16 protein-coding genes are annotated in these 21,693 nt (G+C 68.5%); 2 read left to right on the forward strand and 14 right to left on the reverse strand.

Translation table 11 applies throughout. The annotated features are described in order from the left end of the window. Window positions 1–960 precede the first annotated feature (960 nt). Window positions 961–2,127: an ROK family protein gene (locus ACFY9I_RS05860; RefSeq protein ID WP_390997179.1), complete on the forward strand. Its 1,167-nt coding sequence runs from the start codon at window positions 961–963 to the stop codon at window positions 2,125–2,127. A 704-nt stretch (window positions 2,128–2,831) separates the two neighbouring features. Here the strand turns inward: ACFY9I_RS05860 and ACFY9I_RS05865 are convergent. From ACFY9I_RS05865 to ACFY9I_RS05910, 10 genes are all read right to left on the reverse strand, one after another. Next, window positions 2,832–4,151, reverse strand: coding sequence for a ricin-type beta-trefoil lectin domain protein (locus ACFY9I_RS05865; RefSeq protein ID WP_390997181.1), 1,320 nt, complete (start codon window positions 4,149–4,151; stop codon window positions 2,832–2,834). Then, entirely contained in the window at window positions 4,148–7,069 is a 2,922-nt protein-coding gene (locus tag ACFY9I_RS05870) for a glycoside hydrolase N-terminal domain-containing protein (RefSeq protein WP_390997184.1), read from the reverse strand. Before ACFY9I_RS05870 ends, ACFY9I_RS05865 begins: the two co-directional genes overlap by 4 nt. Window positions 7,070–7,205: 136 nt before the next feature. After that, window positions 7,206–8,741 (reverse strand): RICIN domain-containing protein, encoded by a 1,536-nt coding sequence (locus ACFY9I_RS05875; protein ID WP_390997187.1) that lies wholly within the window; start codon window positions 8,739–8,741, stop codon window positions 7,206–7,208. 215 nt (window positions 8,742–8,956) lie between these two features. Then, window positions 8,957–9,157: a hypothetical protein gene (locus tag ACFY9I_RS05880; protein ID WP_390997190.1), complete on the reverse strand. Its 201-nt coding sequence runs from the start codon at window positions 9,155–9,157 to the stop codon at window positions 8,957–8,959. 411 nt (window positions 9,158–9,568) lie between these two features. Further along, entirely contained in the window at window positions 9,569–10,450 is an 882-nt protein-coding gene (locus ACFY9I_RS05885; protein ID WP_390997192.1) for a sigma-70 family RNA polymerase sigma factor, read from the reverse strand. A 68-nt stretch (window positions 10,451–10,518) separates the two neighbouring features. Then, the gene (locus tag ACFY9I_RS05890; protein ID WP_390997194.1) at window positions 10,519–10,863 is read right to left on the reverse strand and encodes an SDR family oxidoreductase; all 345 of its coding nucleotides are present in this window, start codon (window positions 10,861–10,863) and stop codon (window positions 10,519–10,521) included. After that, window positions 10,860–12,062, reverse strand: coding sequence for an enolase C-terminal domain-like protein (locus ACFY9I_RS05895; protein ID WP_390997196.1), 1,203 nt, complete (start codon window positions 12,060–12,062; stop codon window positions 10,860–10,862). The genes ACFY9I_RS05890 and ACFY9I_RS05895 overlap by 4 nt, the downstream gene beginning before the upstream one ends. Window positions 12,063–12,065: 3 nt before the next feature. Then, window positions 12,066–12,893 (reverse strand): ABC transporter permease subunit, encoded by an 828-nt coding sequence (locus ACFY9I_RS05900; RefSeq protein ID WP_390997199.1) that lies wholly within the window; start codon window positions 12,891–12,893, stop codon window positions 12,066–12,068. Then, window positions 12,893–13,693: an ABC transporter permease subunit gene (locus ACFY9I_RS05905; RefSeq protein WP_390998050.1), complete on the reverse strand. Its 801-nt coding sequence runs from the start codon at window positions 13,691–13,693 to the stop codon at window positions 12,893–12,895. Before ACFY9I_RS05905 ends, ACFY9I_RS05900 begins: the two co-directional genes overlap by 1 nt. Window positions 13,694–13,877: 184 nt before the next feature. After that, the gene (locus tag ACFY9I_RS05910; protein WP_390997201.1) at window positions 13,878–15,149 is read right to left on the reverse strand and encodes an extracellular solute-binding protein; all 1,272 of its coding nucleotides are present in this window, start codon (window positions 15,147–15,149) and stop codon (window positions 13,878–13,880) included. Window positions 15,150–15,306: 157 nt separating this feature from the next. Here ACFY9I_RS05910 and ACFY9I_RS05915 point away from each other — a divergent pair, with 157 nt between their 5' ends. Continuing rightward, window positions 15,307–16,077, forward strand: a complete 771-nt coding sequence (locus ACFY9I_RS05915) for an FCD domain-containing protein (protein ID WP_390997203.1) — start codon at window positions 15,307–15,309, stop codon at window positions 16,075–16,077. A gap of 106 nt (window positions 16,078–16,183) precedes the next feature. Here the strand turns inward: ACFY9I_RS05915 and ACFY9I_RS05920 are convergent, their stop codons facing one another. The 4 genes from ACFY9I_RS05920 to ACFY9I_RS05935 form a co-directional block, all read right to left on the reverse strand. Then, window positions 16,184–18,487 carry a ricin-type beta-trefoil lectin domain protein gene (locus ACFY9I_RS05920; protein WP_390998053.1) on the reverse strand — a complete coding sequence of 768 codons (2,304 nt, stop codon included), beginning with the start codon at window positions 18,485–18,487 and terminating at the stop codon, window positions 16,184–16,186. Between the two features lie 155 nt (window positions 18,488–18,642). After that, window positions 18,643–19,521 (reverse strand): TIM barrel protein, encoded by an 879-nt coding sequence (locus ACFY9I_RS05925; protein ID WP_390997205.1) that lies wholly within the window; start codon window positions 19,519–19,521, stop codon window positions 18,643–18,645. A 4-nt stretch (window positions 19,522–19,525) separates the two neighbouring features. Beyond that, window positions 19,526–20,698: a substrate-binding domain-containing protein gene (locus ACFY9I_RS05930; protein ID WP_390997207.1), complete on the reverse strand. Its 1,173-nt coding sequence runs from the start codon at window positions 20,696–20,698 to the stop codon at window positions 19,526–19,528. Window positions 20,699–20,720: 22 nt separating this feature from the next. Further along, window positions 20,721–21,692, reverse strand: a complete 972-nt coding sequence (locus ACFY9I_RS05935; protein WP_390997210.1) for an ABC transporter permease — start codon at window positions 21,690–21,692, stop codon at window positions 20,721–20,723. Window position 21,693: the final 1 nt, after the last annotated feature.

A 21,693-nucleotide genomic window follows, 5' to 3' on the forward strand; every position in this document is an offset into this window, starting at 1 on the left:
AAAAGGCGCCTGAGCTGGGCCTTTGCTCGCCAGGCGCCTTCCCCTCGGCCGGGAGCCGTCTGGCCAACCGTGCGGCAGCGGTGGCCGGAATACACTCGGCTGCGCAGGTGACACGCTGGCGCAGCACCCACCGGGGCGGTGCCCAAACCGAGCAGCAGAAGCAGCCCGTCGACGACTGCGAGGCCGGCTGCGGCGGGCCAGAGAGCCGACGCGTGGGGCCACCGCTGAGGGCAGCAGCCCCAGCAGTCAGGGAAGCCTGCGACCATCGCAATGGCCGGAGTACGTGGGCCTGGGCCGTGCCCAGCAGGGCTCCCTCTGATGGCCCCGCCGCCACCCGGACAGAGCACGCGATCACCGTCGAAGCGTCACCGGCGGTTGCTGCCGCCGCCGGAACGCAGAGCCCGCAGCCTCCCCCCAGCGTCTTCCAGCGCCACCACTGCCCGCACAGCTGCCGCCCCGAGAGTCTCGAAGGGAGCTGAACGCTCAGGTTCCGCGCTTGGGAGGCGGCGAGACGTCAACGATTTTGTTGCAGTTACAGCCTGAAACTAAAAATGGTATGCTGATGGTGCGCGGTCAAGCCGCCCAAACGAAGGGCGTCGGCCCGACGACATCGAGGTCGTTCCGGCCATTCCGCCCATGTTTGACGGCAGTGGGGCTCAAGCCATCCGACCGGACGCTCACTGCCGGCAGTCAGTTGGTCGTCGCCCCCGCCTTCCAGGCTTCGCCGCAACGCGGCGACGCACTCGTGGGCGTCCTTCACAAACCCTGCGGAGTGCATGACAGATGAGTCGAGAACCGTCCGGCAAAGCAGAACACACCGACACGGACCCCTTCGCGCGCGCCCGTGCGGGAGCGACGGATCCGACCAAACGCCCCCTGCTCACCGCGTCGAAACCCTTGGTCGTACCGCCCAGACCGGTCCCTGCCCTATCGGCGTACCGGGCTCGCTATGGTCATCACGTGACCAACCCGACCTCACGCGACTACAACAAGGCATCCGTCCTCGACGTAGTCCTCTCCCACGCGCCCTTGACGCGGAACAAGCTCATGGAGCTGACGGGCCTGAGCAAGGCCACGGTCTCCAGAGCCGTGGAGGAGCTCCGTGCCGACGGCTTCGTCGTCGACGGCGGGGTCGATGAGATCACCGGCCGCGGCCGCCGCTCCACCTACCTGGACCTTCCCGGCACGACCGGGCACGTCGCCGGTGTCAGCTTCGGCGCCCAGACCACCAGTGTGCTGGTGACCGACCTGAGGGGTCGTGAGATCCAGCATTTGACGGTTCCCACCGCCGATCACCAGGAGGTCGAGGACGCCGCGCGATGGCTGGCCGAACTCATCACGCGGGCCGCCCGATCCGCCCAGGGTCCTCTGCGTCAGATCGTCACCGCGGTGCCCGGCCGGGTTCGGGGCGGCACGGAGATCTTCGGCCCCGCGGAGTCGATGAGAATCTTCGCGGGCTCAGGCCTCCAGCAAACCGCCGAACGCTTGATCGAGGCCCCCGTGCTCCTCGACAGCGATGCCAACGTGTCCCTGCTCGGAATCCTCACCGACGACGCAACCGTCACCAACGCCGCGCTCTTCAGCCTCAGCACCATACTGAACTTCGCCGGCTGCACGGATCACGAGCTCGCCCGCGGCAGGACCCCCACCTTCGGCGACATCGGTGCGCTCTCCTCCGGAGTCGACGACGAGAACCTCGACGAACTGCTGAGCACCCGAGGCCTCCTCCGGTTCGCCCGCAAGCGGGGGCTCGACCTGGAGCGCATCGAGGACCTCTGGCTGCAACCGCACACCGAGGAGCCCCACGCCGAAGTGCTGCAGGCGTTCACCACCGCGATCGTGACCGCTGTCAGCGTCGTCGCCGTGACGCTCGACCCGGAGTCGGTCTACTTCGTGGGCCGGCTGCGCCCGCTCGTCGACGTCGTCCTTCCCCAGGTGCGCGAGCGGCTCGACCAAAACCTCCCAGCGGTGCCAGAGATCAGGACGGGTCCGCATCAGATCGGTCTGTCGACGGCACAAGGAGCGGTTTACGCGTGCCTGACGATCGCTCAGGAACGGCTGCGAGAAGCCGTACTCGGTGCACGGCAACAGAACCAGCTCACGGAGCGATCCGCACCGGCCTTCTGAGCGCCAGCAGGCGAGACGCTTCGGGGCACAGGTGAGGACGCGGGGCCCGCCATCGATAGAGCCCCACGACAGCAACAGCCAGTCGGCACGCCTCACCTCATGACAGTGTCGATCTCGCCCCGTATCGCCGCTCACCGGACTCCGGCGTCCTGGCAACGAAGACCAGCCTCTGCACGGGTGCGCTACATGTCGGGGCAGCTGTACAAGGACGGTGTACCGCCGGTGCAGGGCGTCGTCAGCCGGGGGGCGTAGAGGCAGCAGGCGGCACTGGCGCGTAGGCACGTAGGCACGTCGACGCCGCGGCCATCGGGGCGGGACTGACCGGCCTCGGGTCTTTCCAACCTGTCTGGCGCCCGGACGTTAGGTAGCCGTCGTCCTGCACTGGAGGGCGTCCCGCCGAGTGGTGTAACCGCGATCACCGCGAAAGTGCAGGTCGCGGGCCAGATTCTGGCACCCGCCGACCGAACAGACCTGACGCTACGTCAGTTGGGTCGAGCCTGTGGCACGGCGCTGTCGACCTTGACGCGACCTTCTCCGAGGCCAAGGTCATGGGCTCCGCGCCGACCGCCCCGGCCGGGCCTTCGCCTGATGGACAGTCAGGTCGGCAAGGGTGCCGTGCCGGCTGATTGAGACAGACTTCCGAAAGGCCGGGCCGACTGGAGATGGAGGCGGCCGCGACTACCGCGGCCGCCTCGCACCTCTGCTTACGTTCGGGCCCAGCGCTGGTTGACGCCGGTGTGGCAGTTCCACACGATCACCGCGGCGCCGTTGGCGGTGCTGCCGCCGTCGACGTCCAGGCAGAGTCCGGTCTGGACGTGGCTGACGGTTCCGTCGGTGTTCACATTCCATTGCTGGTTCGCGCCTCCGGTGCATTCCCAGATCCGTGCTCGGGCGCCGGAGGCGGCGTTGCTCGGCACGTCCAGGCATCTGCCCATCACGCGCAGGGTCTGTCCGGTCTGGGTGAACTGCTGGTTGGGGCCGGTGTGGCAGTCCCAGATGATCATCGGGGCGCCGTTGGACGAGTCGGCACCGCTGACGTCCAGGCATCGGCCGGCGGACTGGCTCCGCAGCCGGAATGTGGTCGGGTCCGGGGGAGTCGGGTTCGGGTCAGCGCCCGTGAAGAAGCTCCAGACCTCTCCCTTGACCCAGCTCCTGGCGCCGCTCTCACAGCCGGCGCACCCGTCCACGGGGCCCTGCTGGTGACCTCCGTCGAACGCGGCCCAGACGACCGGATATCCCTCTCGGCAGCCCGAGTAGGCGGTGGTGATGTGGGTGCGGCTGCCCTGCGCGGGCTCCGGCGGGTTCTGGGGAGTGCAGCCGTTGTTCCTGACGAACCTGTCCCGCATCCCGCGACCGGCGCCGATGTTGTCGTTGATGCCGTGGATTCCCATGTACGCGAAGGGCTGGGTGCCCCCGCTGCACCCGCTGATCCCGCCGGGCGCGGCTATCGCGGCGACCGCACGGAAGACGTTCGGCCTGGCACATGCGAGTGCGTAGCTCATGGCTCCGCCGTAGCTGAAGCCGAGGGCGAAGCGCTGCGTGGTGTCGACACAGAGGTCGTTGTCGATACGCCTGATCATGTCGTCGACGAAGGTCACGTCCTCGCCGCCGGAGTTGCCCCAGCCGTTGTTGATGCCCTGCGGAGCTACGAAGATCGCGCTGTTGTTCGCCAGTCGCCGGAGTCCGTAGTGGGCGTAGACATCGCCATCGCTTCCACCGCCGGCGACCTGCCCGGCCGTGCCACCCAACCAGTGGAATCCGAAGACCAGTCGATGCTGGCGGGTGTTGTCGTAGTTCTCAGGGATGCTCAGGATGAAGGAGCGGCTCTTACCGCTGCTTTGCATCGTGTGCGTACCGCTCGTCAGTGTGGGGGCACGTCCACATCCGGCAGTCCCCGCGAGGACGGCCCCGGCGGTGGGCGACGTGCCGGGCGCAGCGCTGGCTCCCGCCACGTCGGCCATGGCAAGAACGAGCAATGCCGCTAACACGGCTCGCCAGGAGAACAATCTGCGGATCGACATCATGCGACTCCCTCGCTGCTAGGTGACACGGCTCTCCCTGGTCGATCGGGCCGCAGTTCGCCCTGGGGCTGGATGCGGTCGAGTTGGAATCGCTGGTTGGTGCTGCCGGTGGCTGCCCACTGGGAGATGCGGGCTCCGTCGGCGGTGGATGCCTCCCACACGTCCAGGGCGAGGCCGCTCTGCCGGTTGACCAGACTGATCACGCCACCGCCGTGGTCGACTGTCCGCCACTGCTGGCCGGCGGTGTTGGTGTCCGGCTGCTGGGTGATGTCGGCGCCGCTGCCGCTACCGGCGACTTGCAGGACCAGACCACTGTGCCCAAGCCGGATCTTGTAGTGCCCGCCGTCGGAGGGCAGGAACTCGAAGTGCTGGTTGGGACCGGCGGTGATCTGCCACTGGATCAGCCGCGCACCGGCGGCCGTGGACGCGCCGTTGATGTCGGCGGCCTTGCCGCTGTGCTGGGCCACCAGCCGATAGGCCACGCCAGCCTCCACCGGACCCGACCTGAGTGCGGACGCACGGTAGGTGTGGCCGGCCTGGCCGGCGAACTCGATGAGATCGGCCTCGAGCCGCTTGGGCTGGACCGACTCGCCGCTCGAATCGTCCTTCAGCGTGAAGTCGCCGGTGAAGATCCGACCGCGCACCCGGACGGCACCGGTTCGGTCGGGTGTGACGACGAACTCGATCCGCCCGCTGCTCCACTCGGCGCCGACGGTGTATCCGCCGCGGCCGCGCAGTCCGCTCACGCGCCCGGTGGGCCAGGCAGCCGGCAGCGCCGGCAGCACGTGCAGTTCGCCGCTGTGGCTCTGCAACAGCATCTCCGCGATGCCCGAGGTGGCGCCGAAGTTGCCGTCGATCTGGAATGGTGGATGCAGGTCGAACATGTTGGGCGCGAGCCGGTCCGTCCGCACCAGGTCCCGGACCAGCTTGTGGGCGCGGGCGCCGTCCTCCATCCGTGCCCAGAAGTTGATCTTCCATGCGAGCGACCATCCCGTCCCGTCGTCACCGCGCAGCTCCAGCGTCCGCCGCGCCGCCTCGTGCAACTGGGGTGTCCCGCGCTTGGTGATCTGGTTGCTCGGATGCAGACCGTACAGGTGGGAGACGTGCCGGTGAGTCCGCTCGGTCTCCACCCAGTCGGCCAGCCACTCCTGGATGTTGCCCCTGGAGCCGACCCGCGTCGGCGCCAGCCGGTCCCGGGCCGCCAGTACCTGAGCGCGGAAGCCGGCGTCCACGCCGAGGACTTCGGCGGCGCGGGCGACGCTGTGGAAAAGGTCGCGCAGGATCTGGTTGTCCATGGTGGGCCCCGCGCAGACGGTGGCGTTCGCGTGGTGAGCGAGCTCCGGAGAGTTCGACGGGTTGGTGACCAGGTGTCCGAGCGTCGGGTGGGCGACCAGGGTGTCGAGGAAGAACTGGGCGGCGCCCTTCAGGGCCGGATAGTTCGAACGGAGGAAGTCGGTGTCACCGGTGAACAGGTAGTGGTCCCAGATCAGGGTGGCCAGCCATGCGCCACCGGTCTGCCACATCCCCCACTGCGCTCCGTCGACGACCGAGGCGCCCCGCCACGCGTCGGTGTTGTGATGCGTCACCCAGCCGCCGGCGCCGTACTGCGCCTGGGCCACCCGGGCGCCGGTCACGGTCAGGTCGTCGATCATGTCGAAGACCGGGCGGAAGCATTCGGACAGGTTCGTCGTGTCGGCGGGCCAGTAGTTCATCGGCAGGTTGGCGTTGATGGTGAACTTCGAGTCCCAGGACGGAGCCATCTGGTCGTTCCAGATGCCCTGCAGGTTCGCCGGCTGGGTGCCCGGCCGCGAGGACGAGATGAGCAGATACCGGCCGAACTGGAACAACAGGGCGGAGAACTGCGGGTCGTTCACCTGCGCGTGCTGTGCGATCCGTACGTCGGTCGGCTGGTCGGCCGCCGCCGTACGTCCCAGATCGACCGACACCCGGTTGAACAGCGCTTGATAGTCGGCGAGATGGCGGCTGCGCAGTCCGTCGATGCCGACGTCGCGGGCAGCGTTGAGGTGGCGCCGCGCGATCCCCTGGTAGTCGCCGTCGACCTTCCGGAAGTCGACGTAGCTGGAGCCGATCGACACCAGCAGCGTCACGCTGGTGGCGCCGGAGACCCGCAGCGTGCCGCCCGAGCTGCTGACCGTGCCGCCCGTCACGGCGGCGTTGGCCAGGGCGAGGAACCGGACCCGCCCGGTGATGCCCTCCATGGTGGCGGAGATGCCGTCGAGGGCGATCGTGGCCCCGTCCGGGCTGGACACCGTGGTCCGTTGTGGACTGTCGAAGGTGGCGGTGAAGGCGATGGAGTTGGCCCGGTCGGCCGTCAGCCGGACCACGATCACCTGGTCGGCTGCGCTGGCGAACACCTCACGCTGGTACCGCACGCCGTTCAGCACGTAGGTCGTGACGGCCGTGGCGGTGGTGAGGTCCAGCGTCCGGTTGTACTGCGACGCGCCGGTAGCGCTGCCGAAGGAGAGCCGAAGGTTTCCGACCGGCTGGTAGGCCAGCTGTCCGGCCGGGCTGCCCAGCATCGTCTGATTGATCAGGTCCTGCGCCGGCCCCCACTGATCCGCGAAGACCCGCCGTCGGATCTCCGCGATGTTGGCCGCGCCGCGGGTGTTGGCGGAGTCGTACGGACCGCCGGCCCAGACGGTGTCCTCGTTGAGCTGCAGCCGTTCGGTGTCGACGTTGCCGAACACCATCGCGCCGAGGCGTCCGTTGCCGATCGGCAGTGCCCGCAGCCAATCCGCGCCGGCCGGCTTGTCGTACCACAGGGCGAGGTCGTTGGCGGCCATGACCTCCGGCGGCGCGGTCGAGCCGCTCCTGGCAGTGGCCGTCCACCCACCCGGCACGATCCCTGCTCCAGCCGCCGCACCCGCGGCGAGAAACCGTCTGCGTGTCACCTCGGACATGTCGTTCTCCCTTCACGGACTGGAGCAGGTCACTGACTTCGGTGATGACGAACCGCCGGTGAGAAGGGCGACGGCCGTACGTTGTCTTCTCCGACGAGCCGCAGGCCGTTGCCATCGGCTCGGCCGCGGCCGGCGGTCACCGTCCGCCGTGTCCGCTGTATCCGCCGTGTCTGCTGTATCCGCTATCACCGCCGTGTCCGCCGTGTCCTCCGAGTCGGGCGTCGCGTCGCGCGTCGGTGTCTTGGATCTGCCATCTCTGGTTGTCGCCGCCCCAGCACGCCCAAAGCTGCACCTTGGAAGTGGCGGTGTTCACGTCGAGGCAGAGGCCGGAGTGAACGCTGCGGACGGTGCCGTCAGCGCCCGCCGTCCAACGCTGGTTGTCGCCGCCGTTACACGCCCACGTGCCGACCACGGCGCCGTTCGTCGTCCCGCTGCTGTACGCATCCAGGCACTTCTGGCCCCCTAGTGCGGTGATCTGTCCGCCGGCCGTCAAGGTCCACTGTTGGCCGACCGTGTTGGCGCAGATGGACACCTGGACCTGGACGTTCGCCGCGGTTCCGCCGGGGATGTCCAGACAGCGCCCGGTGCCGACGTTGCGCAGCAGGCTCGTCGGGGCGGGGACATCGCCGTCCAAGCCCCAGCCGTACCTGAGGCGCTCGCGGCCGCTGGTGCTGGGGGTGCTGAGCGTGAGGTTGGTACCGGTGCCGTGCAGCTTCTGCATGGCATACCAGTCGTCACCCTGGCCGGCGCGTATCTTCCCGCCCAGCCCGGGCCAGTAGATGGAGCCGATCCCCAGTTCCCGGAGCACCGTGGTGGTGGCCCGGAAGTAGCGCACGAAGTTGTCGGTGCTGCCGGCGTCGTGGTAGTTCAGCCCGGTATCCATCGGCGCGCCGAACTCGTCGACGACAGTGCGGTCGGCGCAGGAGCCGATCGCGTTCCGCAGGTACGCCACCCACTGGTCGTAGGTCTTCGCGCCGCTGAAGAACGTGTAGTGGTGCAGCGACAGGAACGTCCCGTCAAGGCGGCGGTCGGCGCACATGGATTTGATGTCGGTGTTCAGGCCGGCGCCGCTGACGAAGACGCGGTTCCGCGGAATCGACGGGTGGCTGTTGATCCAGTTGCTCACCACGTTCGCCCACTCGCCGGCGCTGTGTCCCGCCGGTTCGTTCATCGGCTCGAAGTAGACGAGGCTGTTGGTGCCGTACCGGGCTAGCACGGTGTTCCACATGGTGTCGAAGGCGCTCGGGTTGACGATGCGACCGCCGCGGGCGGCCACTCCGTCCTCCCAGTACGAGAGGACGACCTTGAATCCCTTCGCGGTGGCTGCGTCTATCGCGCCCGTGTACGCGCTCCACCAGCTCGTCCCGACTGTGTAGGTGTTGATCGGGAGCCGCACGGTGTTCGCGCCGAGGTTGTTCTCGAAGCCGGTGTAGACGGCGTTGGCCTTCGCCACGACTGTCTGGTAGCTGTCGGAGCCGCTCAACCCGTGCAGGACCAGCGGTCCACCGTGGAAGTTGTCACCGAGCCGGGCCCAGTTGACACCGCGGAACTGTGCGGTGTCGGCGGCGACCGGCGAGGCGCTCTGGGGCTCGACGACCGCGAGCGCGCCGAGAGCGGTCAGGATGCAGGCGAGCGCCCGGGCGAGGTAGCGCCGGCGATGGGGGTGGGGCATGGTCGTGCCTTCCCGGTTGGCGGTGTGGTCACGTCTGCGCTGTGCGGGATCCGTTTGCTGTAGGCCGCCTTGCGGCAGCCGGCCGAGCCGGCGCGGAGCTTGCCCTCTCCGCGCCGGCCCCCTCCCAGATCGCTCGTGCAGAGAGCATGTCAGCGTCATGCCGCTGCCGTGGCGCCTGGAAAGCCTCGCTCCCCCGGCTTCCCCCGGGTCTCCGGTCAGCCGGGAGAGTTGGTCTGGGTGAGTAGCCCCGTCCGCCACGGCAGGGGGATGGGGAACTCACGGTTGAGAACCGACACGTGGGTGTTTTCGGAGAACTTGAACGTTCCGACCGCGGCGCCGAAGTGGTGGCCCTTCTCCTCCATCGAGGCGCCCAATGTCGACGCCGCTTCGGCGGTGCCCGTGAACAGCGGCACCATGCCGGCCGCGACCAACCCGGCTGACCGGGCTGACCGGGCTGACCGGGCTGACCGGGCTGACCGCAGGGGAAATATCGCTCGGGCCCGGGGCCGCCGTGGCGGATCGGCCGAGTGTACGCATTCATTCATCACCGGCACCTTTCGAAGTCGGAGCCACCTCACTGTGTTGGCGCGGCAATCCCCAGATCGCATTCGGCTTCCCCCGTTACAGGTCATGAATGGGGAATGTTGCGGGTCGACGACTGCAACATTGACAGATTGACATGGTCCATTCAAGAGGGAACCGTCGATATCTGCGGGCTTGAGCCATCGTGCAACTGACCGGAGAAACGGGACTATTGACGGCCACCCCTCATAACCATTTCTGAGGCGAATTGGAGTGACAGACGTGTGTGAATTCCGGCGTTTTCGTTATCGGCGGCCGGCTTGAACAGTCGCAGTCGCATTCGCCGTAGTGCCGAAACACCATGGCCGACCGCGCCGACGGGACGGGAGCAGCGCCAAGGCGACGATCAGCCGCTCAAGAGGTACCAGTTCGTCGGCGGCCCGACCGCAGTCCGCACAGGATCGGGTGTGCCGGATGATGCGCTTGCGCCACAGCGTGCTCGGTACGCCGTCCCAGCCCCCCAGCGCGGCGGTCAGCTGTGGGCACCGGGGGCTGGCTTCCAGCGCGGCGACGAGTGACCGGCTCAGCTCCAGCTGGTTACGCATCCGCTGGACGCGCACACCCGCGTGAGCCACGCTCGTTCCCAGCGCCGCCGCGAGCTCCGTCCTCGTCAGCCGGCCCGCGGTCTCCAGCGACCACAGCGACAGCAGCGCCCGGGCGTCCGGGTCGAGCCATCGACTGGCGCGTACGGTCTTTCGGCGATGACCGGACAGCTCGACGTGGATCAGGGCCAGGTTCTCGGCGTCGGCGTCCGGCGGGTCGGCCACGGCGTCGAGGGGCGCCGTCCGTTCGGCGTCCGCCTGCCGCCGGTGCAGATGGGTGCTGATCTGTCGTGTCGCGATCGTGGCCAGCCAGGGCCGGAAGCACTCCGGGGCGCGCAACGTGCGCAGCTCGGGAAGTACCCGCAGCATCGTCTCCTGCACCACGTCGTCGACGTCCACACGCTCACCCAGTGCCCTGCGCACGATCGCGTATACCAGCGGCAGGTACGTCGCGGCCAGGTCGTCGAGCGCTCGTGGATCGCCGGCCTGTGCGGCGACGACCAGGTTCGGCTCGTCGGCTCGGCTGCCTCGCTTCAGGACCCCGTACACGTTGCCTCGGGCAAGCCCGCCCCAGGTGCCGCGCACGTCGCCCCCCTCAAGTTCGCACCCGCGATCGTCTGGGGCGCGGCCGGCTGGTAATACTCGGCGGCCCGTCATCGCCCCAGCCGTCCGCCATCAACGGGAAGAACGATGCCGTTGGCACAGTCCGACGCCGGGGAGGCGACGAAGACCGTGGCCCCGGCGAGATCGTCGGCGCGTCTCCAGCGACCGGCCGGGATCCGGGCAAGGATCGCCTGGCTGCGCCGTGGGTCGGCGCGTAACGCCTCCGGGTTGTCGGTGGCGATGCAGCCCCGTGCGATGGGGTTGACGTCGACGCCGCGCCCGTCCCACTCCTTCACCGGGGCCGGCCCGCCCCACTCCTTCGCCAGTGCCGGCGCCTCGGCGACCCGGCTCTCGATCTCGCGGGTGCGCACCCGGCGGTGGACAACCGTCTTCATCGATCCTCCATCCCCATGGTGTCGAACGTCCCTTCCGCGGTGGATCGGCATGGTCCAGGGGTGACCGCGAGCAGCCGCCGGCCGGCCTGCTCCGGCCGTATGTGCGGTCCGTCGGGTGCGTGTGCCGTTCGCTGACGGGCCGCGGTCATCACCGGTTCGTCGATGCGAATGCCCAGGCCCGGCGTGTCGCCGAGCACGAAGGCGCCGTCCTCGACGTGCAGGTCCATCGCGACGCCGATCGGCGGCTGCAGGCCCTGCAGTTCGCTGACGAGGTGGTTGGGCACCGACGCCGCGGCGTGCAGCAGCGCGACAGGCGTGTTGCCGATCGGGCTGACCGGCAGGTCGTAGGCGTGTGCCAGCGCGGCGACACGCAGGAAGTGGGTGACTCCCCAGACCGCGGCCGTCTGGACGATGTCGACGCCTCCCGCCGCGATCAGCGGGCGGAACTGCTCGAGGCCGGTGAGGTTCTCCCCACTGGCGACCGCCGTCCGTACGCCACGGCTGACAGCGGCCAGGCCGTCGGCGTCCCAGCGCCGGACCGGCTCCTCGATCCAGGTCAGGTCGAGTGCGCGTTCCAGTTCACCGACGTGGCGTACCGCCTGCTTGCGGCTCCAGGCCTCGTTCGCATCCAGCATGAGCCCTGGCCGCCTCCCGTGCGCGGCCTCGGTCAGTACCTCGCGTACGAGCGACAGCCGGTGCCGGTCACGCTCGATGTCCAGGCCACCCTTGAGCTTCGCCGCCCTCAGCCCTCGTTCGGCATAGACCTGGTAGGTGGCGACGAGCTCGTCGTCGGTGAGGCCGATGTCCAGGCCGGAGGCGTAGGCGTCGACCACGCGGTCGTTGCCGCCGAGCAACCGCCACAGCGGCTCACCCACGGCCTGTGCCTTGATGTCCCACAACGCCGTGTCGAACGCGCCGATCGTGCCGAACACCACGCCGGCATGCCCGGCTTTGAAGGTGTGCCGCAGCATGCGGTCGTAGAGGGCGGTCACCGCGCGCGGGTCCTGGCCGTCGATGGCGGCGAAGATCACCTCGGCTTCCACGTGCGGTCCCAGGCCGACTCCGGTGATCCCCTCATCGGTCTCGACGATGACGACCGGCACGGGCACGACGCCGTCGGCGTAGACGCCGTTGGCGTCACCGACGGGTCGTCCCCATCGCTGCGCCGTCGTCAGGGTTCTGTACCCGGTGATGCGCATGCGTCAGCCCTTCGTCGATCCGGCCGTCACGCCGTCGGCGATCTGGCGCTGCAGGAACAGGTAGGTCACCAACACGGGTAGGCCGGCGATCAGGACACCGGCTGCGAAGGTGGGGATGTCGGCGGAGTACTGGCCGCGCAGTGAGGTGATGCCCACCATCAGGGTGCGATGGTCGGCCGACGGCATCATCAGCAGCGAGATGAGCACGTCGTTCCAGCAGAACAGCGCGTCGAGGATGCCCACCGACAGCAGTGCCGGAGCACCCATCGGCAGCATGATCCGCCGGTAGACGCCGTACAGGGTGTTTCCGTCGATCCGTGCGGCGTCGACGAGCTCGGTGGGCACCGCGCGGTAGTAGCTCGTCAGCAAGAAGACGGTGAACGGCAGGAACTGCGCTACGTAGGCGAGGACCAGCCCCGGATAGGTGTCGATGAGACCGCCGTCGGCCATGATCCTTGCCAGCGGCACCATGATCACCTGGAACGGGATGAAGAGTGCCGCGAGGCAGACCAGAGCCAGCGCGGACGAGCCACGGAACCGCACCTGGGCCAGCGCGAACCCGGCCATGGACCCGATGAGCAGCAACAGCGCTACGGCGCAGGCCACCACGATCACGGAGTTGAGGAAGTACCGCCCCATGCCGACGCTGTTCCACGCGGTGCTGAGGTTGTCCCACTGGAGAGTGCTCGCCAGGGAGAACCGGTCGAGGATGTACTCCCGGCGGGTCTTCGTCGCGACGTTGGCGGTGAACAGCAGCGGGTAGATCGTCGCCAGGGCGAGGAGCCCCATCGGTACGGCGACCAGCCATCTGCTCGGCCCCAGGCGGGACATCAGTCCTCCCTCCCCGCCCGGCGCAGCAGGCCGACCTGCAGGAGGCCCACGGCCAGCATGACGAGGAAGAGGACTGTGGACGCGGCCGACGCGAGCGCCGGGCGGCTCATCTGTCCCTGTTGGACCCAGATGTAGTACTCCGGCAGGTAGGTCGACCCTTCCGGGCCACCACTGGTCATGACGTAGAGCAGCCCGAACATCGAGGTCAGCATCCCGATCATCGTGGTGACGACGACGAACTGGATGGTGCGGGACAGACCCGGGATGATGACGTGCCAGATCATCCGTGCGAGCGAGGCGCCGTCGACCCGGGCAGCGTCCAGAAGTGCGGAGTCCAGGGTCGCGAACCCGGCCAGGAACACCACCAGCGCCATCCCTGACGTCGCCCAGATGTGCACGCCGACGACGGTGAACATGGCTACGTCGGGATCGCCGAGCCAGTCGACCGGGCCGACTCCTGTGCCGCCGAGCACTGTGTTCAGCGGACCGTCGAAGGCCAGGAGCAGGTTGAAGATCGCGCCGACGATCACCGGTGAGAGCACAGCCGGGAAGAAGTAGACGCTCCGGAAGAACGAATGCCCTGGCACCCGCAGGTAGATGAAGGTGGCGAGCAGTCCCGGGATCGCGACCGCGACCGGCAGCAGCAGTACCAGCCATCCGACGTTGCGCAGCGCGGTGCGGAACAGCGGGTCGTCGATGAGCTCCGCGTAGTTGTCGAACCCGACCGTGGCGCCGTTGCGTTCGCCGTCACCGGTGAAGGAGAAGTTGACACCCAATCCCAGTGGCCAGAGCCGGAGCACCACGATGATCAGGACAGCTGGAGCGACCAGGACGTAGGGGGCGAGGCGGTCGGCGCGCCGGCCGTTCCGGACTCGCGGAGACTTCGACGCAGGGCCGCGGCCGCCTACCGCCTCGCCTGCTCGCGTCCCGTCGGCCCGCCCTGCCTGACCAGTGCGGGCCGATGAACCAACGGGTGACATGGCCTCAGCCCGCTTGCTCGGACGCCGCCAGCTGCTTGACCGCCTCGTCGACCGTGACCGATCCGCTCAGCAGTTGCTGAGACAGCCGCCCCATGAGTTCCACGGTCTTGGACGACAGGGCCACGTGGAGGGCGGGCTTGCCATGGTCGATCTCGGACACGATGGTGGCGACGGCTGGGCCGGCGCTCGAGACGTCCACGGTGCGGTCGGCCGCGATGGCGCCCGCGTCGGCGTAGAACGACTCCAGTGCGTCGGTCGAGGTCAGGGACCGCACCAGGTCGGCGGCGACCTTGGGGTCCTTGGTCCACTTCGCGACGGCGTAGCCGATGCCGCCGTCGTAGGGAAGGCTCGGCGTGGCGCCGGCCGTGACGACCGGCGACATCATGACGCCGACATCGCCGGCGTCGAGGAAATCGGCGAAGTCCTTCCAGTGTCCGGTGTCCGACATCAACCCGATGACGTGGGCGGCCTTCTTGGACTGGAACACCGCGAACGCGTCGTTGAACATCGCCGTCGAGTTCGCCCCGTCGTTGTTCAGGCCTTCGTCGTTGGCCTCTTTCCAGAGCGAGAAGACCCGTTTGACCGCCGGCGAGGACCAATCTCGTCTGCCGGCGATCCAGTCGTCGTACTCCGTGGGCGACAGGACGCCCGAGCCGAGCCCGGACAGGAAGAACTGGATACCGATGCCTTCCTTGTTGCCCTGCGCGAAGCACCTGGCACCGGTCGCCTTGGTGATGGTCCGGCAGTTGGCGACGAACTCGTCCCAGCTGGTGGCCGGCTGCTCCGGGTCCAGCCCTGCCTTCCGGTAGAGCGACTTGTTGTAGTAGATCGGGTGACCTTGCAAGGTCACCGGAGCGGCGTAGGTCTTGCTGTCCTTGGTGAAGGCCTCCCACCCGGCCAGCCGCTTCTTGTCCTCACGGACGTACTCGTCCAAGGGCAGAAGGGAGTCCACGCGGTCACGGATCTGACCGCCGCCGTTGAAGAGCATGACGTCCGGCCCCTTGCCGGCCTGGATGGCGGCCCCTAGCAGGGTGTAGTACTGCTCGAACGGCTGCGCGACGAACTCGACCGTCACGCCGGGATGCCGCTGGGCGAAGTCGGCCTTGGCCTTCTTGACGTAGGAGGACGCTGTGGCGTCGCCGGACTTCCAGTCCCAGACGACGAGTTCGCCCTTCGAACCACCGGGCGCCGAATCCGGGTCGGAGGCGCTTCCGCAGCCGGCTAAGACAACGAGCCCGGCAACCAGGGTCGCCGACCACAGTGTTCGCTGCTTCATTGCTGCCCCGCTCTCCTGAGGTGGCCGGCTGTCCGGCGATTGGGTTGAGGAGGAACGCAACTCGTATGACGTATGTAACTCGTATGACGTATGACGTCAACCGGATGCCGTATAGTTGGCCAGCATCCGTGGTACGGCACGGGCCCCAGGGGGTGTCATGACGGCAGTACCGCAGTCATCCGCAGAGGCCTCCGAGGCCCCCGCCTGGAGTCGGCGCCCCCCGAACCTTGCCGCCGCGGTCACGGCTGAGCTGGTGGAGCGGATCGTCCGCGGAGTCCATCCGTCCGGTTCACCGCTTCCCCCCGAGCCCGTACTCTGCGAGACCTTCTCGGTCAGCCGTACCGTGGTCCGCGAGGCGGTGAAGATTCTTCAGGAGAAGGGGCTGGTGCAGGTCCGCCAGGGCGCCGGCACGATGGTCACCCCGCCGGCGATGTGGAACATGCTTGACGAGCTGGTCCTCGGCGCGACCATCGCCGAAGACGAGAGCCTGGCCATTCTCGATCACCTCGTCGCGACCCGCCGCGTGCTGGAGTCCGATATGGCCAACGTCGCCGCCCGCCTGGCGAACGCCGAGGTGATCGACCAGCTACGCGGTCTGGTGGAGCGGATGGACGAGCTCGTCGACGACCCCGCCTCGTACCACGAAGAGGACCGGGCGTTCCACGACACCGTCATGCAGGCGTCGGGAAACCGCATCGGCCGTGCCGTGGTCCGTTCACTGGAGCGCCAGGTCATCAACTCCGCCCGTTACATGGGCCGAACCGGCCGGGCCTTCTGCGTCGCGTCCAACAACGGCCATCGGCGCGTCTACGAGCGGATCGCCGCGCACGACCCCAAGGGTGCGGCCGAGGCGATGTTCACCCACATCACCGAGGCGTGGGTGGTTCGCCGCAGCGGGCCGGGCGAGCCGACCCGACTGCGGCGTTAAGGGGCGTTTCGAAGGTCCTGTGCGGTGCCCGCGGTGTCCGGTGCGTGCGAGGCGAGCCTCGCTCCCGACCGACGCGTCCTGCCGCGAGCGAGGCCGATGCATTCGGCTATCGCAGTGCCCACTGCTGGTTGGTGCCGCCGTGGCAGGACCAAAGGGTGATCCTGGTGCCGTTGGCGGTGCCTGCGGCGTTGGCGTCGAGGCACAGTCCGGACTGGACGCCGGTGATGGTGCCGTTGGGGTTGACGTTCCACTGCTGGTTGTTCTGGCCGGTGCAGTCCCAGATGATGACGGCGGTGCCGTTGGTGGTGCCGCGTCCGCTGGCGTCGAGGCACTTGTCGCCGTTGACGGTCAGTTGTCCGCCGGCGGTGTAGGTCCAGGTCTGGCCGGCCGCGCCGGTGCAGTCCCAGAGTTGGGTCTGGGTGCCGTTGGTGGTGCCGGCGCCGGGGACGGTCAGGCAGCGGCCGGACTGCGCGCCCACGATCTGCCGAGCCGTTGTCGGCGGCGGGGTGGTGCCCTGCGGTCCGGCGGACGCCATCACGTCCTGGGCACCGGAAGGCCAGTTGCCGTTGGTGACCGTGACATTGCCGGAGACCACGTTGCCGCGGTCCCCGTTGGTGATGTTCGTGCTGCCGTTGGTGGACCAGTTGTCGGTGAGGGTCCAGTTCCCCATGTTCTCGCCACCCCAGTAGTTGGCCGTCGCCCATGTACCGGTGTTCGAGAAGACATTGTTGGTGGCCTTGTAGTACTTCGAGCCCTCGTCGAAGTAGACCCCGAAGTATCCGTTGGTCCGCAGGCAGTGGTTCCGGCTGATCTGCGCGCTCGGGTTCCATCCGAGGGTGTAGATGCAGCCACCGTCGTTCATCTGCTGCATGACGTCGTGGATGTAGTTGCCGATGAGCCGGTTGTTGGACGCGGTGGTCGGCGTCGTGTAGCGCGGCTGGTAGTTGTACAGGCCTCGGTTGGCATAGTGGTTGCTGCCGCCCGCGTCGTTGGCGCCCCAGCCGTACCCGATCGACATGCCGGAGTACGGCATGTTGTAGACCTCGTTCTGCGCGACGGTGCTGTTGGTGACGTACGTGGTCAGGACGGAGACGATGCCCCGGTAGTCCGCCCCGAGGTCGTGGATGCGGTTGTTGCTGATCGTGATGTCCCTGTTGACCATGCGCTGGTCGCTGGGATGGTGGGCGTCGGCGCGCACGCCTCCCACGAGGATGCCACCGGCTGAGCTCCGGGCGATCTCCGACCTGGTCACCGTGATGTTGGCGGCGCCCAGTCCGACGCCGCCGGCGTGCGCGTTGGCGTCGTTGCCGATACCGATGGCCGTCTGGCCGAGGTTGACGAACCGGGAGTCGCTGAAGGTGATGGTGTTGGCGGCGGAGACCTGCACGGCGGCCGGCATCTGCTGCCAGTGTGGCCGGGCGGCCTCGAACTGCGTGCAGCCGTTGTGGCAGGAGTCGAAGCTCGGCCAGCTCCAGTTGCCGGAGATGTACGCGCCGGTCTGCTGGTCCACGTAACCCTGGTTGCTGCTGGGGCCCAGCCAGCTCGTACCGGTGAAGGTGATCCCGCTGAACGTGATGTGGTGCGCCGGCTCGCTGTACGTGCCCCCGACGTTCACCAGCGACTGCAGCGTCGGCAGCTCCACGCCGACGGTGCTCATGTTCTGCCCGGCCCGGGGGATGTAGTACAGGGCTCCGGCCCTGGGGTTGAGGTACCACTCTCCGGGCGAGTCCAGGAACTCGTACGCGTTGGACAGGTAGAACGGACCGGCCCGGTGTGGCCGCATGAGGGTGTCGTAGCCGAAGTTGTTGTTGTTCCACGCCGGCTGCTGCATCGTGATGAAGTTCGCACTGATGCTCTGCACCGGCGAGTACCGGTCGGTGAAGGAGTTGACGCTCTCCACCTCGATCCGGCTCTGGTCGGCGAGGTTGTTCAGATAGCTCAGGGCACCGCCCGAGAACCTCATTCCGGCGCTGGAGGCCGTGAAATCGGCCCTGTTCACCTGCGTGCGTGCCCGGGTGGCGACGGCGCCGTCGACATAGAGCTGCCGGGCATCGAGACCGGCGGGCACGTCGGCCTTCCAGATGTTCCTGGCCGCGTCGGCCACCGACCAGCCGGTGACCGCCCGGGCACCGGTGATCACCGGACGCGCCGACGGGGCGGCCTGCCACACGACCGTGTGACCGCCAGAGCCGGAGTCCTCCGCCGTCAGCCGGAAGGGCTGGGAAAGTCGGTACACACCGTCGGCCAACTGCACCACGATGTCGTCCGACATGGCGTCGTTGAGCGAGCGCACCGCCGCCTGCGCGGCTGCCAGTGAGCACGGCCGCGCGCTGGAACAGTCAGTGCCGGTACCGGACGGCGACACGTACACGGTGTGGGGAGCCGCGGATGCGGGCGAGGGGAACGCCAGCACGGCGGTCGCGGTCAAACCGACTGTGGCGGCTCCGGCCAGCAGCCGCCTTCGTATCGTGAGAGTGGTGAACACGTTTTCTCCTTGTGGGGGTTCCCGGGCGGAAGGGGGATGACGGCGCGACCGGGCTACTCGGCGTGCGGGCGCGACCCCTTTCATCCGGTCAAGGGAGCGTTTTCCAGTCCGCGCAGGACAGTTCGGAGGTAGGACAGCCCGTCACGGGCGAGGGTGTCCTGCGACGGGGCGAGCGGCCGCCAGATCGAGGCCGCGGTGGCGATGGCCTCGTTCTGCGCGGTGAACGACTCGATGCACAGCGCGCCGCCGTAGCCGGTCGTGGCCAGGCCGGCGAGGAAGCGTGGCCAGTCGAAGTGGTCGGCGCCCGGGGTGCCGCGGTCGGTGCCGCTGACCTGCACGTGCTTGATGTGCGGACCAGCCGTGACGAGCGCCTCGTAGGGGTCGGCCTCCTCGATGTTCATGTGGTAGGTGTCGATCATGAGACCGACGTTCGCGGGCAGGCCGTCGATCAGCTCCACCGCCTGCTCGACGGTGTTGACGACGCTCGTCTCATAGCGGTTGAGGGCCTCCACGCCGATGCTCACGCCCCGCTCCCCCGCGTAGTCGGCCACCGGCCGCAGGGCGCGGCGGACGTCCGCGTAGCAGGCCACGCGCTCCCCCGGTGACATGCGCCAGGTCCGGCCCACCGCGGCGTAGACCGGGCCGCCGACGCAGGGCGCGCCGACGGCCACCGCACTGTCCACACACGTTTTCAGGTACGCCACGGTGGAGGCGATGACCTCCGGCGGGGCGTTCACGAGGTCACGTCCGGGCGAGGTGACCGCACAGACGCCGACCGCGTTCAGCCCGCAGGCCGCCAGCAGGTCCCGGGTACGGGCCGGGTCCCAGTCGCCGGGTCGCTCGATCGGCAGCTCGACCGCGTCGAAACCGAACGCGGCGATCCGCGGCACCAGTTCGGCCATGGCCTCGTCGTCGACCGGCGAGGCCCAGACCCACGGGTTGACACCGATGGTGTACACCGGACTACTTCCAGCGCTGCGGGTAGCCGGGCAGGTCGGTGCAGCCGCACATCGCGTAGTGCAGCGGCGGCATGGTGGGGTCGACGTACTCGTCCAGGTTGTCCTGGGTGATGGTCGGCTGTGGCAGCTTCCACGGGTTCGGCACCTGCTCGCCGTCGAGGATCTTCAGCGCGGCGATGATCGGGGTGCGCCACTGGTAGGTCGGGTAGGTCGGGGCGATCGCCGTGAGCTTCTTGTCCTTCCACAGCTTCAGGAAGTCGAGCTGGTCCTCGCCGTTGATCGGCGGCACGGGCTTGCCGGCGTCCTCGAACGCCTCGACCGCCGCGCCCGCGACCGCCCCGGCGTCCATCCAGACGCCGTCGATCGTGCCGTACCGCTGGATGTAGTCGTTGACGATCTTCTTCGTCCTGGCCGGGTCGCCGTCGGTGAACTCGACGCCGACGACGTCGACGCCCGCCTTGTCGAAGGCGACCTTCGCCGCGGACCAGCGGGTCTCCAGCACGTCGACGCCGGGCAGGATGCGCAGCGCGAGCACCTTGCCGCCCCGCTTCATCTTCTGGGTGACGAACTCCGCCGCGACGTGGCCGAATCCGTAGCCGCCGATCGGGTTGATGAAGGTCACCGGGCAGGTCGTGTCGACGCCGCGGTCGAAGACGACGACCGGCAGGCCCTTGTGACAGGCGGCCTCCACGGCCGGGGTGAGCGTCGCGGTGGTGTTCGGCGAGACGATGAGCGCGTGGCAGCCCTTGCCGAGCAGGTCGTTGATGTCGGCGATCTGCTTCTGGTCCTTGCCTTCGGCATCGACGTGGACGAACTCGGAGATCCGGCCGCGGTGCGTGTCGACCTCGGCCTGCATGGTCTTGTAACCGACCTGGCGCCAGGGGTTGTTCAGCCCGGCATTGGAGAAGCAGATCTTGTGCGGTCCGGGCTTCTTGTACTTCGCGGTCTTCACCATCGTCGGGTTGAGCGCCTGCTCCCAGGGCTTGCCGGCCGGCCCGGTGGGCGCGGCGTCCAGCAGCGCGAGCTGCTTGTCGTAGTCGGCCTTCACGAAGAACTTCGACTGCTCCCCGGTGCCCGACCCGGTGCCCGCGGAGGGTGAACCCGATGCGCCGGTGGTGGGCTCGTCGGTGGCGCAGCCGGCCAGCACCAGTAAGGTGCTCACGGCCAGCACCGTCATGGAATGCCTCACTGAAGCCCTTTCATCTGGACGGGAAACGGAAGGAAGCCGCCGCCACCGCGGACAGGATGATCGCGCCCTGGACGGTCGGTTTGAGGGCGCCGGAGACGCCGTAGAAGTTCATGAGCGTGAAGAGCGTCTCGAGGGTCAGCGCGCCCAGCATCGCGCCGACGACCGAACCGCGGCCCCCGCCCAGAGCGACACCGCCGAGGACCGCCGCGGTGATCGCGCCGAACTCGAGGCCGGCACCGGCCTGGAACGACACTCCGCTGTACCCGCCGATGAGGATCGCCGCGAGCGTGGCGGCGAGTCCGCTGAGGACGAACGCCATGGTCTTGGCGCGCCACACGCGCACACCGCTCAGCTCGGCGGTCCGCGGGTTGCCGCCGACGGCGACCAGGGTGCGGCCGAAGTCCGAACGCGTCAGCACCAGCGCCGATGCGGCCGCCACCAGCAGGATGACCAGGGCGTACGGGATCCGGCCCAGCGCGGGCACGTCCTCGAACGCCGACCGGCCGAGTCGGCGGAACCCCTCGGAGAGGCCGCCCTTCGGGGCACCGTCGGACCACAGGTACACGGCACCGACGAGGATCAGGAACATCCCGAGGGTCGTGATGAAGGACGGCACGCCCAGCCGCGTGATGACGAGGCCGTTGACGAGGCCGACGGCGATGCCGAACGCGAGCAGGAGCACGACGACAGGCCAGCCGGCCGACGGATCGCTGTCGATCAGCCGGGCGGCGATGACCACCTGCGCGGTGACCAGAGAGCCGACGGACAGGTCCAACTCGCCGGAGACGATCACGAAGTACTGGCCGGCGGCGAGCAGGACGACCGGCGCGGAGCGGCCGAGGAACGACATCAGCGACGGCGGCGAGAGGAAGTCCGGTTGGCGGGCGGTCAGCAGAACCAGCAGCACCGTCAGGATCACGATGATCGGTGCGAGACCGCCGGAGCGGAACGTGAGGAGCCGCTGTGGGCGCGCGATCCGCATG

Source organism: Streptomyces sp. NPDC012510, from assembly GCF_042955065.1.
Classification (GTDB): Bacteria; Actinomycetota; Actinomycetes; order Streptomycetales; family Streptomycetaceae; genus Streptomyces.

Bases quoted from the DNA above. Each gene is read 5' to 3' on its own strand.
- ACFY9I_RS05865 (WP_390997181.1), bottom strand. From the start codon at position 4,151: ATGATGTCGATCCGCAGATTGTTCTCCTGGCGAGCCGTGTTAGCGGCA.
- ACFY9I_RS05870 (WP_390997184.1), bottom strand. From the start codon at position 7,069: ATGTCCGAGGTGACACGCAGACGGTTTCTCGCCGCGGGTGCGGCGGCT.
- ACFY9I_RS05875 (WP_390997187.1), bottom strand. From the start codon at position 8,741: ATGCCCCACCCCCATCGCCGGCGCTACCTCGCCCGGGCGCTCGCCTGC.
- ACFY9I_RS05880 (WP_390997190.1), bottom strand. From the start codon at position 9,157: ATGGTGCCGCTGTTCACGGGCACCGCCGAAGCGGCGTCGACATTGGGC.
- ACFY9I_RS05890 (WP_390997194.1), bottom strand. From the start codon at position 10,863: ATGAAGACGGTTGTCCACCGCCGGGTGCGCACCCGCGAGATCGAGAGC.
- ACFY9I_RS05895 (WP_390997196.1), bottom strand. From the start codon at position 12,062: ATGCGCATCACCGGGTACAGAACCCTGACGACGGCGCAGCGATGGGGA.
- ACFY9I_RS05900 (WP_390997199.1), bottom strand. From the start codon at position 12,893: ATGTCCCGCCTGGGGCCGAGCAGATGGCTGGTCGCCGTACCGATGGGG.
- ACFY9I_RS05910 (WP_390997201.1), bottom strand. From the start codon at position 15,149: ATGAAGCAGCGAACACTGTGGTCGGCGACCCTGGTTGCCGGGCTCGTT.
- ACFY9I_RS05915 (WP_390997203.1), top strand. From the start codon at position 15,307: ATGACGGCAGTACCGCAGTCATCCGCAGAGGCCTCCGAGGCCCCCGCC.
- ACFY9I_RS05930 (WP_390997207.1), bottom strand. From the start codon at position 20,698: ATGACGGTGCTGGCCGTGAGCACCTTACTGGTGCTGGCCGGCTGCGCC.
- ACFY9I_RS05935 (WP_390997210.1), bottom strand. From the start codon at position 21,692: ATGCGGATCGCGCGCCCACAGCGGCTCCTCACGTTCCGCTCCGGCGGT.